Origin of the sequence: Spirosoma sp. (assembly GCF_048594605.1) — a bacterium.
Lineage (GTDB): Bacteria > Bacteroidota > Bacteroidia > Cytophagales > Spirosomataceae > Spirosoma.
Map to the genome: position 1 here is coordinate 21,920 of NZ_JBMDWV010000109.1, position 12,366 is coordinate 34,285.

Annotated in this window: 16 protein-coding genes; 5 read left to right on the forward strand and 11 right to left on the reverse strand. The window is 46.2% G+C overall.

Annotation, left to right across the window (positions count from 1 at the left end):
* Window positions 1-93: 93 nt before the first annotated feature.
* Window positions 94-396 (reverse strand): DUF4286 family protein, encoded by a 303-nt coding sequence (locus ACOJS8_RS06610; protein ID WP_420147747.1) that lies wholly within the window; start codon window positions 394-396, stop codon window positions 94-96.
* Window positions 397-482: 86 nt separating this feature from the next.
* On the opposite strand from ACOJS8_RS06610, the gene ACOJS8_RS06615 reads away from it, so the two are divergent.
* Both ACOJS8_RS06615 and ACOJS8_RS06620 read left to right on the forward strand, forming a co-directional pair.
* Window positions 483-917 (forward strand): cytochrome B, encoded by a 435-nt coding sequence (locus ACOJS8_RS06615; RefSeq protein WP_420147748.1) that lies wholly within the window; start codon window positions 483-485, stop codon window positions 915-917.
* Between the two features lie 302 nt (window positions 918-1,219).
* Window positions 1,220-1,753 carry a C40 family peptidase gene (locus ACOJS8_RS06620; protein ID WP_420147749.1) on the forward strand — a complete coding sequence of 178 codons (534 nt, stop codon included), beginning with the start codon at window positions 1,220-1,222 and terminating at the stop codon, window positions 1,751-1,753.
* A 57-nt stretch (window positions 1,754-1,810) separates the two neighbouring features.
* Here the strand turns inward: ACOJS8_RS06620 and argB are convergent, their stop codons facing one another.
* The 10 genes from argB to ACOJS8_RS06670 form a co-directional block, all read right to left on the reverse strand.
* The gene (gene argB / locus ACOJS8_RS06625; protein ID WP_420147750.1) at window positions 1,811-2,593 is read right to left on the reverse strand and encodes an acetylglutamate kinase; all 783 of its coding nucleotides are present in this window, start codon (window positions 2,591-2,593) and stop codon (window positions 1,811-1,813) included.
* A 55-nt stretch (window positions 2,594-2,648) separates the two neighbouring features.
* Complete coding sequence (locus tag ACOJS8_RS06630; protein WP_420147751.1) at window positions 2,649-3,611, reverse strand: N-acetylornithine carbamoyltransferase; 963 nt, start codon at window positions 3,609-3,611, stop codon at window positions 2,649-2,651.
* Between the two features lie 62 nt (window positions 3,612-3,673).
* The gene (locus ACOJS8_RS06635) at window positions 3,674-4,024 is read right to left on the reverse strand and encodes a DUF5615 family PIN-like protein (RefSeq protein ID WP_420147752.1); all 351 of its coding nucleotides are present in this window, start codon (window positions 4,022-4,024) and stop codon (window positions 3,674-3,676) included.
* Complete coding sequence (locus ACOJS8_RS06640; RefSeq protein WP_420147753.1) at window positions 4,024-4,269, reverse strand: DUF433 domain-containing protein; 246 nt, start codon at window positions 4,267-4,269, stop codon at window positions 4,024-4,026. The genes ACOJS8_RS06635 and ACOJS8_RS06640 overlap by 1 nt, the downstream gene beginning before the upstream one ends.
* A 398-nt stretch (window positions 4,270-4,667) precedes the next feature.
* Window positions 4,668-5,807: an aspartate aminotransferase family protein gene (locus ACOJS8_RS06645; RefSeq protein WP_420147754.1), complete on the reverse strand. Its 1,140-nt coding sequence runs from the start codon at window positions 5,805-5,807 to the stop codon at window positions 4,668-4,670.
* A gap of 155 nt (window positions 5,808-5,962) precedes the next feature.
* Window positions 5,963-6,685 carry an alpha/beta fold hydrolase gene (locus tag ACOJS8_RS06650; RefSeq protein WP_420147755.1) on the reverse strand — a complete coding sequence of 241 codons (723 nt, stop codon included), beginning with the start codon at window positions 6,683-6,685 and terminating at the stop codon, window positions 5,963-5,965.
* An 8-nt stretch (window positions 6,686-6,693) separates the two neighbouring features.
* On the reverse strand, window positions 6,694-7,308 hold the full coding sequence (locus ACOJS8_RS06655; protein WP_420147756.1) for a hypothetical protein: 615 nt from the start codon (window positions 7,306-7,308) through the stop codon (window positions 6,694-6,696).
* A gap of 199 nt (window positions 7,309-7,507) precedes the next feature.
* Entirely contained in the window at window positions 7,508-8,113 is a 606-nt protein-coding gene (locus ACOJS8_RS06660) for a hypothetical protein (RefSeq protein ID WP_420147757.1), read from the reverse strand.
* A gap of 147 nt (window positions 8,114-8,260) precedes the next feature.
* A complete protein-coding gene (gene clpX / locus ACOJS8_RS06665; protein ID WP_420147758.1) occupies window positions 8,261-9,493 on the reverse strand; it encodes an ATP-dependent Clp protease ATP-binding subunit ClpX in 1,233 nt (410 codons plus the stop codon).
* Window positions 9,494-9,717: 224 nt separating this feature from the next.
* Window positions 9,718-10,407 carry a ClpP family protease gene (locus ACOJS8_RS06670; protein ID WP_420147759.1) on the reverse strand — a complete coding sequence of 230 codons (690 nt, stop codon included), beginning with the start codon at window positions 10,405-10,407 and terminating at the stop codon, window positions 9,718-9,720.
* Window positions 10,408-10,542: 135 nt separating this feature from the next.
* Between ACOJS8_RS06670 and ACOJS8_RS06675 the strand changes: the two genes are divergently transcribed.
* The 3 genes from ACOJS8_RS06675 to ACOJS8_RS06685 all read left to right on the forward strand — a co-directional run.
* Window positions 10,543-10,956, forward strand: coding sequence for a helix-turn-helix domain-containing protein (locus ACOJS8_RS06675; protein ID WP_420147760.1), 414 nt, complete (start codon window positions 10,543-10,545; stop codon window positions 10,954-10,956).
* Window positions 10,957-11,010: 54 nt separating this feature from the next.
* Window positions 11,011-11,370 carry a DUF4180 domain-containing protein gene (locus ACOJS8_RS06680; protein ID WP_420147761.1) on the forward strand — a complete coding sequence of 120 codons (360 nt, stop codon included), beginning with the start codon at window positions 11,011-11,013 and terminating at the stop codon, window positions 11,368-11,370.
* A gap of 163 nt (window positions 11,371-11,533) precedes the next feature.
* Window positions 11,534-12,366, forward strand: an 833-nt coding sequence (locus ACOJS8_RS06685) for a M42 family peptidase (RefSeq protein WP_420147762.1), incomplete at its 3' end; no start/stop codon positions are given.

Consider the following 12,366-nt stretch of genomic DNA (forward strand, 5'->3'; position numbering starts at 1 on the left):
ATCGCAGAACAATAATACTAAGGCATTTTGATTCTAACGACCTTTAAGTCACAAATAAATCCCCATTCTTTTAACTGATTAACTATCAAATCTTTATACCTCTTCCAGTAACGTATCAAACGACACGAATTGATTGCCGAAGCGGTGCTGAATGCGCTGACGTAGCGAATCCGAATGGCTCTCCTGATAAGTCAGATAGTCATCCATCGATTTGAAATCAAGCTGAACGGAGTACGTTACGCCCCCGTTGTCAAGCTCGGTTAATAAGCGAAGAATTTTGTAGCCTGCCGGTAATTCAGTCGCGACCACGGCTGGAACAAAAAACCGTTTCATCCAGTGAAGCCAGTCGGTAGCCACCTCACTGGCCACACTATACGTAGTGTTATAGAGAATCATATAGCGACAAACAACGAATTGGTACGGTAAGTTGGCGGTTTGGTTGTTTCTTTGCCAATCAATTCGTCATTAAACAAACCTGACTTATGTATCCTGGATTAGTACACGCTCACTCAGGCCTTCGATGGATAGCCCTTGTTCTACTGTTAGCTGCTGTAGTAACCGCAATTAGCCGTTGGCAGGGTAGAAACAGTTATACCGACGGCAACCGCAAATTATACCTGTTCACGCTTATTTCTGTACATACCCAATTGCTATTGGGACTGGCCCTGTTGTTCATTAGTCCAAAGGTCGATTTTGGTCAGATGAGCGACAAGTTTTATCGCTTCTACAGTGTAGAGCATACGGTTGGTATGTTAATCGCCATTGTTCTTATTACAATTGGGTATTCGCGTTCTAAACGGGCCACCAACGATACGACCAAACATCGTCTGGTAGGCATTTTCTACGGAATAGGCTTACTGCTTATACTGGCTTCTATTCCCTGGCCTTTCCGTATTCCGGGCGCTGGCTGGTTTTAGAACTAACGATCATACAACCCGTTAAGCTTTACGATGAATTTCAGGCCTATTCGGTCTTTGTGAATTAGGCGTTACGTTCACTAAGTTACAAAGACTGAATAGGCAATTCTTATTTCACTGCATAGATACTATCCAAATATCTGTATTGCCACTTTGAAATTTAGCGCTCTTACTCTCAGCGTTTTACGAAAACTGGCACAGAAAATTTCGTAAGCTGTGTAGAAAAGTTTCCTCATTCTGTAGGTAGTTAAACCAGTTATCTGTACTTTTATAGTACGTAACTTGGATTTGACCCTTACTCTATGATACGGAAAATGCTCCTGACAGCGATATGCACTGTCTCGTTTGGCATTGTCAAAGCACAAATCGTACCCATCGTAACTGAGGTACCCACCGTAACGTCAAAAAAAGAAAAGTTCTATGAGCAGCTTCCTCTTGTGAAGAACGTCATCAGCTTCGCTAAGGATCATTTATCGACTCGTTACCGCTCCGGCGGATCAACTACCCACGGATTCGACTGCTCTGGTTTTACACGTTTCTGCTTTAAGCACTTTGGTGTTCTGCTACCTCACTCAAGTTCGGCTCAGGGCAATGTTGGTGAGGCTGTTACAAAGAAAGAAGCACAACCCGGCGATCTCATTCTTTTTAAAGGGCAAAGCGCCGGAAGCAATCGCATCGGTCATGTAGGCTTGATTACAGAAGTTATTGGCGATCAGATCAAATTTATCCATTCAGCATGGAATGGCGGAGTTCGCTACGATTATCTTCACGCCAGTTACTACCAGCGTCGTTTCGTTGGTGTTCGGCGCGTTGCTCATCTGCTCGCTGAGAAATAGCATAGTTTCCTGACATTATAAATGAAAAAAGGCGGTTCATGAGCCGCCTTTTTTCATTTATAATGTCAACGTTGTGCCAGCACTTTGATTAACAGCTGCCGCAAGCTCGTCGGCATGGCAGATAATTACCCTCTTTACGCCATTTTCCAGCGCCTTAAACGCATTGTCTAATTTCGGAATCATTCCTTTATTGATCGTCCCGGCTGCTTTGTACTCACTATATTGACCGGGATTAAGTTCATTGATGACGCTACTATCATCATCAGGATTTTTCAAAACACCTTTTTTCTCGAAACAATAAACCAACGTTACGTCATTATGCCGTGTCAGGTCAACAGCAATTGCTGAGGCCATCGTATCCGCGTTGGTATTAAGCAGTTCTCCCGATTCACTATAGGTTATAGGCGCAAAAACGGGGGTTAACTCCTGACGCAGAAAAAACTGTATCTGCCCGGAATCGACCTCTTCTATATCACCTACCATTCCATAGTCAATGTCTTTAACCGGACGTTTTCTGGCGAGTACAGTACTGGCATCAGCTCCAGTCAGGCCAATAGCATTTACATCTAATGCCTGAAGTTTAGCGACGATCTGTTTGTTGACCAGTCCACCATATACCATAGTTATTACGTCGAGCATTGACTGGTCAGTGATACGTCGGCCATCAACCATTGTTGTTTCAATGCCCAGTTTAGCGGCCATCTGTGTAGCAATTTTACCGCCACCATGAATGAGAATTCTGGCACCTGTCAATCCGGAAAAAGCGGCCAGAAATCGATTCAAAGCCGCTGAATCATCAATTACGTTCCCGCCAATTTTAACTACGGTCAGTGTCTGCATTTTTATTTAAACGGAGCAATTCAACTAATAACCCAGTACGCCCCGCAGTTCTGCGTTATATCAAATTTCTCAAAATTTCCTTCAAAACGGCCTGTGCCGACCATTCCCGATTGGCAGCCTGTTCAATAACAAGCGAATGCGAACTATCTAGCACTTCATCGGCTACTTTCAGATTACGTCGTACGGGCAGGCAGTGCATAAACTTTCCGTTGTTTGTTAGCCGCAAATCATTCATAGTTACAGCCCATGAAGGGTCCTGTGTTAACACCTGGCCGTAATGCGTATAGGAAGACCAGTTTTTTCCATAAATAAAATCGGCTCCTTCGAAAGCTTCATCCTGATTATAGATCACAGGGGTGTTACCAACAAACTCAGGAGCGAGTTCATAGCCTTCTGGGTGTGTGACAACGAACTCAACATTTCCTGACTGAACCCGCGCATTCATCCACTCGCAAAAAGAATTGGCCACTGCCTGAGGCAAAGGTTTAAAATGCGGTAACCACGTTAAAACGACCTTTGGCTTGACAACTGTCTTTGCTTCCTCAATAGTAATACAGTCAGCCAGCGATTGCAGCGGATGGCGCGTTGCCGATTCCAGATTTACGATAGGTACTTTAGCATATTTAGCAAACTGGTGCATCACCTGCTCCCGATAATCCTTATCACGATCAGTCAACTCAGCAAAGGCCCGAATCCCGATTATATCGCAATAACGCCCCATAACGGCGGCTGCTTCACGAACGTGTTCAGCTTTATCGGCATTCATGAGAACGCCTTCTTCCATTTCTAACCCCCAGCTATCCTGACCGACGTTCATTGTCATTACGTTCATCCCCAGATTCTGAGCGGCTTTTTGGGTACTCAAACGTGTCCGCAAACTCGAATTAAAGAAAATCAGGCCGATGGTTTTGTTTTTGCCCAGATGCTGATCGGCAAAAGGATTCGCTTTCGAGGTAAGGCCGGATTGAATTAAGGCGTCAATATCTGTGACGTCGGCGAGGGAAAGAAAATTGGTCATTAGCGTTAAAGGAGCAAAGTCGCAATGGAATGGTTGTTGATAAGCGGCCCAAAAGCCTCTAACTATTGAATACGTCGTTGCCGTATTTTATCACTTTCAACCACCGTAAGCATATGTTCAAGAGGATAAGCTTGTTTCAGAAAGTTCATGACAATATGAGCAGGCTCATCTGGTGTAATATTTTGTAATCGAAAATAAACAACTCCTGGCGGACAATATCCAAACTTAAAAATTAACGTCCCATAGTCGCCATCAAACGTAAGAATAATACGGTTTTCTGTAATGGCAAAATCTGTTACGTCGGTGTCTTTCACGCTGGGCATTTCAAAGGCAACATGCTTGATGTCGTAGCCAGTCTCAAGCAGAATTCTGAACGCAGTTATTGGAAAATTTTCGTCGGCCAGAAACCTCATTAAGCCTGACGGAAGTTAGTCGTTGGAAAATAAACCAGCGTGTCTTTCATGGCAGCCGACACATAGGCAAAAACAGCTTGCAGGGCTTCTTTCGTCAGGCGCGGATAATTGTCCATTAAGTCCTGTTCGGTCCAGCCATCAGCCAGCCGTTCCAGCAAAAACTCAACGGAAAGCCGTGTTCCTTTGATGACAGGTTTTCCCAGCAGTACGCTTTCGTCTGAGTGAATGTATTCTTGCCAATTCATTTTGGTAAATAGTTTTCGCAAAAGTAGCTGAACAAACCGTATTGATCTCATACAGATTGTTATAATCAAAAGGAGTTACCGATTTTGTTAGCCTCTAAAGTCGTCTTTAGCTTTGTCGTACAAAACTCAAACCGCTTCCAATGAATAGAATTATCCGAGTTCAAGATTGCACGGCTGAAGTTTTTCTCGAAAATCACTCAAAGAATTTTCATGATTTACGTAAATTTATGAATCAATATTTCATACCTAACAGTAATACTAATGACTAGCTTACGGAACCTATTTACAGGTGTCCACCTGATGTTATAGGTTACAAAAAGGGTATGATATCCATTTTTGTCTATTCTCCTAGCAACCCTAATATTCTGGTGGCTAGAGATACTTTACATTATTGAGCGTTAAACCTCTGCTTTCGCGTTTAAGCTTACCCGTAACGCTTCCAGAAATTGATCGGCTTCATCGACGCCAATGGCCAGCGACGGGAGCAATCGGATGATTGTTTTTCCGGCAACCCCCGTAAATTGTTTATGTTCAAAGAGCAACGTCTTACGTAACGCTTCAACTGGAAAATCATACTCGATACCAATCATCAGGCCACGACCACGCAATTCTTTATAGCCACCAATCTGACGAATGCCCTCCATGAAATAATTACCCATTCGCGTAGCATTCTCCATCAGTTCTTCGTCTTTCATAATGTCAAGAACGGCAATAGCGGCCCTACAGGCCAGATGGTTCCCCCCGAACGTAGTACCGAGCAATCCGTAGCTGGCTTTAAATTTTGGCGAGATCAAGATGCCCCCAATCGGGAATCCGTTACCCATCCCTTTGGCCATCGAAATAATATCCGCTTCGATACCGCTGAACTGGTGCGAAAAAAACTTCCCCGAACGACCATACCCGCACTGAACCCCATCCAGAATCAGAATGGCGCCGGTTTCGTCGCAACGCTGGCGGAGCGCCTGTAAAAACTCGTCGGTAGCCACCTGAATGCCCCCTACACCCTGAATGCCTTCTACAATAACGGCACAGGTTTCCGACGTAATACCAGCCTGAGCTGACTCCGCATCATTGTAAGGCAGGAACGTAACGTGCTGATTGTAATTGACAGGTGCTACAATAGCCGGATTATCTGTAACAGCAACGGCTCCAGCAGTCCGCCCATGAAAACTCTTCCTGAACGCTACTACTTTCGTCCGACCATTATAAAATGATGCCAGTTTCAGGGCGTTTTCATTCGCTTCTGCACCGGAGTTACACAAAAAGAGTGAATAATCCGGATGACCTGAAAGAGCACCCAGTTTATCTGCGAGTTCCTGCTGCTGCGGAATCTGAACGGAGTTGGAATAAAACGAAATTTTATGCAACTGATCAGTTAGCGCCTGAACGTAGCGCGGGTGCGTATGCCCAACGGAAATCACCGCATGACCACCGTACAAATCAAGATAACGAGTGCCGTCAACATCCCACAGATAACTTCCCTGGGCGCGGACGGGCTCTATGTCGTATAGCGGATAAACGTTAAATAACTCAGCCATTTTGTTGTAGATACAACCCTTTTCAGAATAGGTGAGGCTATCCGATGGGTTCGCTTAAATGAAGGTGCAAGTTTACGGATAATCAATGGAAAAAGGGGCCAAAACGCAAAAAGGAAGCTCGCGTGAGCTTCCTTTTTCTTCATAATTGGTTCTCCCTAAAATTTATCAACAAACGATCTTAATATGCTTATGGCAACGTCAGGCTGTTCGACCATACTCAAATGACCTGCTTCGTTTACGGGTGCCACACTCACCTGACTAGAAAGTTCAGCAAGTTTTGCCACTTTCTCATAAGGAATTACCTGATCTTCCTGTCCTAATACCAGCAAAATCGGAAATTGGGCGTTACGTAGTACATGGGTTCGGTCTGGGCGAGCAGCCATCGCTTTCAAACCTGCAACAAGCGCGTCGGCGGGCAACTGCTCAAAACGATCAATCAGGGCCTGGGTTTTCTCAGCCGGATAGGCAGGAGCAACCATTTTTGGCATTTGTTTCCGGATAAACGGAGCCGTTCCATTTTTCTGTAGTTCTTCAATGGCCTGCCTGCGCGCTTCCTTCCGGGCTTCATCGTCGGCCGTGGCAGTGGAATGGTATAAGACCAAACCCTGTATCATCTCAGGATGCTGATCAGCAAAGGCCAGGGCTATATACCCACCCATTGAATGCCCAACCAGTATAACTTTATCTATTTGTGCCGACTGCAAATGACCATACAACTCTTCCGCATAAGCCTCAATTGTTGTGTGGTTATTCAACCGGGAGAAATCGGGTTTTAATACGTTAGCCTCCAACGACAAATCGGCGTAGATGCCGTTCCAGATGGAAGCATCTACGCCGTGTCCGTGGACAAGAACCACGCTATTATTATTGGGCTTCATTCAGGAGTCTACGTATTGATAACACCCAGCAGAATGAGGACGACGCCAACAACGAAGCCGATGATACCGATAACAGACAGCACACTACCACCGCCCAGCAGCCATAACAGCAGACCAACAAGGCCAATGATAAGTCCTAACCGCACGTTCGAGTTCATCGCTTTTGCTTCATCGGGTGCTACGTGATTCTTGATTTTTTTATCAAGCTTCTTCAGCATCATCCGTTCCATAAGAGTTGCTTTTTTGGTAGAAGCCGCACTGGCCGGAGCTGCTGCTTTCGTCGTAGCGTTTGACAGCAATTGGTTCAGACGATCCATACGCTTGGTCAGCTTCTTGTTCGAAGCCAGTTTGCTGTCGTTGCGCACGTAGGCATCCAGTTGATCGACTGCCTGTTTCGTTTGCTTAACTTGCTCAGTTTCTGCAACGGCAACGGCAGGAGCTGATGTTTCTACCGGCGTAGCTTCAACCGTTTGTGCTGGCGTAGCGACAGCTACTGCTTCAGGTTGGACCGACTTAAATTGTTCGCGAGCCGTTGGCTGGAAATAAGCGACTGGACGGCTGCAGGACGAAATCAGGGCTGTTCCTACCAGAGCGGAGAAAAGGTATTTAGAAAACGTACTCATAAATATGGGTTTTAAAGTGAACGATTGAGACAACATCCTCTTCAACTACAACTCGTTTAGTTTGTTAGGCTACTAACTAAAAAAATTAGTTTAATTCGGATGAAAACTTTCAAAAAGAGCCCTGTAAAGTCTGTTCTTTCTGGCTTTACAGGGCTCTGCAGTTATTACTTACCTGTTCTTACTGACTGATTGTGAGGCTCTATAACAAACCGACAAGCAAGATAACGGCACCGACAAGTAAGGAAATAACGCCCACGGTTACGCCCGTCCCCGTCGTTAACAATAATAGCAACAACCCTACAATTACCAGTACAGCACCTACTGCTAACGTACCGGTACTGATCATAGCTTTTTCCGGGTTAGCCGGAGCCAGTTGTTTGCTTATTTTTTTATTCATTTTTTTCACCATCAATCGTTCCACCAGGTTCATTTTTTTAGGAGCAGTTGTTCCAGTAGGAGATAGATTGTTTTTTGCCGAGGTCGTAGCCAGTAATGTCCGGACGCGATTTAAGCGCTTCTGAACAGACTTATCAGCAGCCAGTTTACTGTCGTTACGTACCAGTGCATCGACCTGATCAAGAGCCGCGTTCGCTTGAGTAACCTGCTCAGCAGGCGCAGCGGCAACGGCCGGAGTCACTGCAGCTGGCGCAGGTGCCTCAACAGGCTTTGCAGATTCAGGCTTTGCAGTATTGGTGGCAAAATGTTCTCGGGCACTTGGCTGGAAATAAGCGGTGGGGCGACTGCACGAAGTAAATGCAGCGATCATGAAGAAACCAGCAAGAAGTTTTTGAGTATTAATTTTCATGATAAACTATAAATTAGGTGTAACGAATGAGTTATCAATCGGTAAACTGCTTTCTTGAAAAGTAGTTTAAAAAATTACGCAACAAAAAAGAGCCCCAACTTCTTACCAGATCGTTAGGGCTCTTTTTTTGTACTGTTTATAAAATCGTCAGGCTACCGAGCGAAGCTGATACGTATCAGATTTCCCAAACTTCTCCCGGGCGTATTCCAGACTGACAGTCAACTCTTTGACATTGGTTTGTGAAGGCAACTCAAACATGGCATCCATAATGATGGATTCGCATATAGACCGTAAGCCACGAGCGCCAAGACCGTACTGCAACGCCTGATCGACAATGTAATTTAACGCACTAGGGTCCCAGTGAAGCGTAATACCCTCCATGCTGAATAACTTATTGTACTGCTTGGTGATGGCATTTTTGGGTTCCGTCAGAATCAGCATCAGCGCATTACGATCCAGCGGTTCGAGGTGTGTCAGTACCGGAAGTCGACCAATAAGCTCAGGAATCAGTCCGAACGATTTCAGATCAAGTGCCGAGATGTAGCGCATCAAATGTCCGCGCTCCAGGCTATCGTTGAGCCGCCGGTCTCCGGAGAAACCAATCGGACGGGTATTGATACGTTTGGTAATATGCCGCTCAATACCATCGAACGCTCCCCCGCAGATAAACAGAATATTTTCGGTATTGAGCGCAATCAGGCGTTGATCCGGATGTTTGCGTCCACCCTGTGGTGGTACGTTCACAACCGATCCTTCGAGTAATTTCAGCAGGGCCTGCTGTACGCCCTCCCCACTCACGTCGCGGGTGATACTGGGATTATCTGATTTACGGGCAATTTTATCAATCTCATCAATATAGACGATACCTCGTTCAGCCGCTTCTACGTTATAATCAGCCGCTTGCAGCAAACGTGTCAGAATCGTTTCTACGTCTTCACCAACGTAACCGGCTTCTGTAATAACCGTAGCATCGGCAATACAGAACGGCACTTCCAGAATTTTGGCAATCGAACGGGCCAGATACGTTTTACCCGTACCGGTTTCGCCCACCATGATAATGTTCGATTTCTCAATCGTTACGTCATCGCTGGATTTGGGCTGCATCAACCGCTTATAATGATTATATACAGCCACCGTAATGGCTTTCTTGGCCTCATCCTGCCCAATAACGTACTGGTCGAGATGCCGTTTCATGTCGACGGGCTTGATGAGATTAATGTTCACCTCGGTGGGTTCACTGCGCTTGGGTCGCATCTCTTCCAGCACCACCTGGTGCCCCTGCTCAATGCAGTAATTACAGATGTGTGCGTCGATACCCGACAGCAGCAGCATCACTTCGTTTTTGCGCCGTCCACAGAACGAGCAACTGGTTTGTGGCATGAACCTTTGCAGTATAGTAAGCTGAATGTACCAGACCCGAACAAGCTCGATTTCCTGTCGGCTGTCTCTGGTTGACTAGTCTGTTACGGAATTATTACCTTAAACTTCGGTAAAAAAAATGACTCAGGCGAACCTGAGTCATTCGTAGGTTACAAAATTATTAACTGGCCGCCACATCGTCAAACAGAATAACGATTTGGTCGTCTGGTACGCGCGTACTACGTCTATTTCTCCCGACGTAATACTTCGTCGATCAAACCGTATTCTTTGGCTTCTTCAGCGCGCATCCACTTATCGCGATCTGAGTCCTTTTCGATTTGTTTAACTGTTTTACCAGAGTGTTGAGCCAGAATTTCGTACAGCTCTTCGCGAAGTTTAACGATCTCGCGTGCTGTGATTTCAATATCAACCGACTGGCCCTGTGCACCACCTGATGGTTGGTGAATCATGATCCGGGCGTGTGGTAGAGCCGACCGTTTTCCGGCAGCACCACCCGCCAGCAACACCGCGCCCATCGAAGCGGCCAGGCTTGTACAAACCGTAGCTACGTCGGGCCGAACGTACTGCATGGTATCGTAAATACCCAGGCCAGCATAAACCGAGCCGCCGGGGCTGTTCAGGTACATCAGGATATCTTTTTTCGGATCAGCCGACTCCAGAAACAGCAACTGGGCTACAATGATGTTGGCAATGTTATCATCGACAGGCAGCCCCATAAAAATAATGCGGTCGGCCATTAGTCGGGAGAATACGTCTACTTCACGGAAGTTCATGGGCCGTTCTTCAATAACCGAGCGGGTCATGTTTTCAACCTGAAGATTATTAACGGTATGATTCATGTAACCGTCCACCGTTAGCCCATTCAGGCCCATATGATGTACGGCGAAATTGCGGAATTCTTTTTCGTAATTCATAATCGGGGTTTACTTCGTTAATTTGAAAACCAAGAATACTTGGTGTAAGTTCGAGAATCGTTTCGTTACAAATTTGCGTTATCCTCTCGAAAAACCCTGTCAGTTTGAGTTTAGATTTTATCGTCGCTACTTGATATGAAGATTTCCATCGCAGAAAAAATACGACTCCAAAGGCTCCAGCGTGGTTTATCGCAGGAAAACATGGCCGATCTGCTTAATCTGTCAACGACGGCTTATGGAGACATTGAACGCGGCAAAACCGATCTGACGCTTTCGCGACTGAATCAGATTGCCCAGGTTCTGGACGTAGCGCCCGTTACGTTGCTCACCGACGAAGCGATTTCGGCGCAGGTTGTGGAAGTAAAAACAGATGCCGTGTTGAATCATGAACTCGAAACGCTACGTCTGACCGTCGAGAAACAGCAACTTGAAGTAGACAAACTCCGTCTGGAAGCCGAATACTGGAAGAAAAAGTACGACGAACGTATCGCTCTGGAAGTTCTCCGATCAATGGGGGTTGAACAGAAGCGGGAACGCATTGGGTTTTAGGGTTGGTGATTATCAGTCATTCAGAGCCATTATTCCTCCGATAATTCATTACGTATGCATATAAACCTGGTAACGGTTGGCGAGACCACGCTGGCCGAAATTCAAACCGACAATGTTGTGTTGCATTCCGCCCAGGATGCCCTGGATTTGCTGGCCAACTGCGCCTATCAGGGAGCCGACAAAATTATCATTCCGAAAGAAATTCTTACGCCCGATTTTTTTGAGCTGAAATCAGGAATTGCCGGCGAAATACTCCAGAAGTTTTCTACGTATCGCGCTCAGTTAGCCATCGTTGGTGATTTTTCGGCATATACCAGTAAAAGTCTGCGCGATTTTATATTCGAGAGCAACAAGGTAGGGCGGATAAATTTTGTGGATTCGGTCGAAGAAGCAAAACGTAAGCTAACTACCTGACTAATTATGCCTTTCCCATCGAAAACAACGTTTGTAGAATGGGGTGTTTTGGGTTATTATTGACATTGGAATAACGTAGCACCGGACTTCACCAGAATAAGGGATACAACAAAATGCGTGTACTACGTTGTTTTCCTGACAAGAAAATTAGCTGATAGCTTACATGAACGAACAGAGTAAAGAATTCCTGTATAAGTATCTCAACAACCCCTCTCCCACCGGCTTCGAATCGTCGGGGCAGCAAATTTGGCTGGATTACCTCAAACCTTATATTGACGAATACATCGTCGATACGTATGGCACCGCCGTTGGCGTCATCGGGCCGGGGAAAGACTATAAAGTAGTCATTGAAGCGCACTCCGACGAGATTTCGTGGTTTGTCAATTACATTTCCGACGATGGTTATCTGTACGTCCGACGGAACGGCGGCTCCGACGCGCTGATTGCGCCGTCGATGCGGGTCAATCTGCATACGAAAAAGGGAATTGTAGAAGGTGTGTTTGGCTGGCCGGCCATTCACGTGCGCGACCTCGCGAAAGACACGGCTCCCAAAGTAACGGATCTGTTCATCGACGTAGGTGCCGCCACCAAACAGGAAGTGCTGGACATGGGCATTCATGTCGGTACGGTCTGCACGTTCGTGGATGGGCTAACGGAAATGAACAACCGCTACTACGTTGGCCGGGCGCTCGACAACCGCATGGGTGGTTTTATGATTGCCGAAGTGGCACGGCTGCTGAAAGAAAACAACGTAACGCTGCCGTTCACGCTCTACGTAGTGAATGCTGTACAGGAAGAAATCGGATTGCGCGGTGCTGAGATGATTGCCCGCCGACTAAAACCTGATCTTGCCATCTGTACCGACGTAACGCACGATACGCAATCACCGAAATACGATAAAAAAGAGCAGGGCGACCTGAAATGTGGCGATGGGCCAGTGCTTTGCTACGGTCCGGCTGTGCAGAACAACGTACTGGAATATCTGATTGCCGTAGC

Excerpts from the sequence above, each read along its gene's own strand:
- ACOJS8_RS06610 (WP_420147747.1), bottom strand. The coding sequence starts at position 396 with ATGATTCTCTATAACACTACGTATAGTGTGGCCAGTGAGGTGGCTACC.
- ACOJS8_RS06615 (WP_420147748.1), top strand. The coding sequence starts at position 483 with ATGTATCCTGGATTAGTACACGCTCACTCAGGCCTTCGATGGATAGCC.
- ACOJS8_RS06620 (WP_420147749.1), top strand. The coding sequence starts at position 1,220 with ATGATACGGAAAATGCTCCTGACAGCGATATGCACTGTCTCGTTTGGC.
- argB (WP_420147750.1), bottom strand. The coding sequence starts at position 2,593 with ATGCAGACACTGACCGTAGTTAAAATTGGCGGGAACGTAATTGATGAT.
- ACOJS8_RS06630 (WP_420147751.1), bottom strand. The coding sequence starts at position 3,611 with ATGACCAATTTTCTTTCCCTCGCCGACGTCACAGATATTGACGCCTTA.
- ACOJS8_RS06635 (WP_420147752.1), bottom strand. The coding sequence starts at position 4,024 with ATGAGGTTTCTGGCCGACGAAAATTTTCCAATAACTGCGTTCAGAATT.
- ACOJS8_RS06640 (WP_420147753.1), bottom strand. The coding sequence starts at position 4,269 with ATGAATTGGCAAGAATACATTCACTCAGACGAAAGCGTACTGCTGGGA.
- ACOJS8_RS06645 (WP_420147754.1), bottom strand. The coding sequence starts at position 5,807 with ATGGCTGAGTTATTTAACGTTTATCCGCTATACGACATAGAGCCCGTC.
- ACOJS8_RS06650 (WP_420147755.1), bottom strand. The coding sequence starts at position 6,685 with ATGAAGCCCAATAATAATAGCGTGGTTCTTGTCCACGGACACGGCGTA.
- ACOJS8_RS06655 (WP_420147756.1), bottom strand. The coding sequence starts at position 7,308 with ATGAGTACGTTTTCTAAATACCTTTTCTCCGCTCTGGTAGGAACAGCC.
- ACOJS8_RS06660 (WP_420147757.1), bottom strand. The coding sequence starts at position 8,113 with ATGAAAATTAATACTCAAAAACTTCTTGCTGGTTTCTTCATGATCGCT.
- clpX (WP_420147758.1), bottom strand. The coding sequence starts at position 9,493 with ATGCCACAAACCAGTTGCTCGTTCTGTGGACGGCGCAAAAACGAAGTG.
- ACOJS8_RS06670 (WP_420147759.1), bottom strand. The coding sequence starts at position 10,407 with ATGAATTACGAAAAAGAATTCCGCAATTTCGCCGTACATCATATGGGC.
- ACOJS8_RS06675 (WP_420147760.1), top strand. The coding sequence starts at position 10,543 with ATGAAGATTTCCATCGCAGAAAAAATACGACTCCAAAGGCTCCAGCGT.
- ACOJS8_RS06680 (WP_420147761.1), top strand. The coding sequence starts at position 11,011 with ATGCATATAAACCTGGTAACGGTTGGCGAGACCACGCTGGCCGAAATT.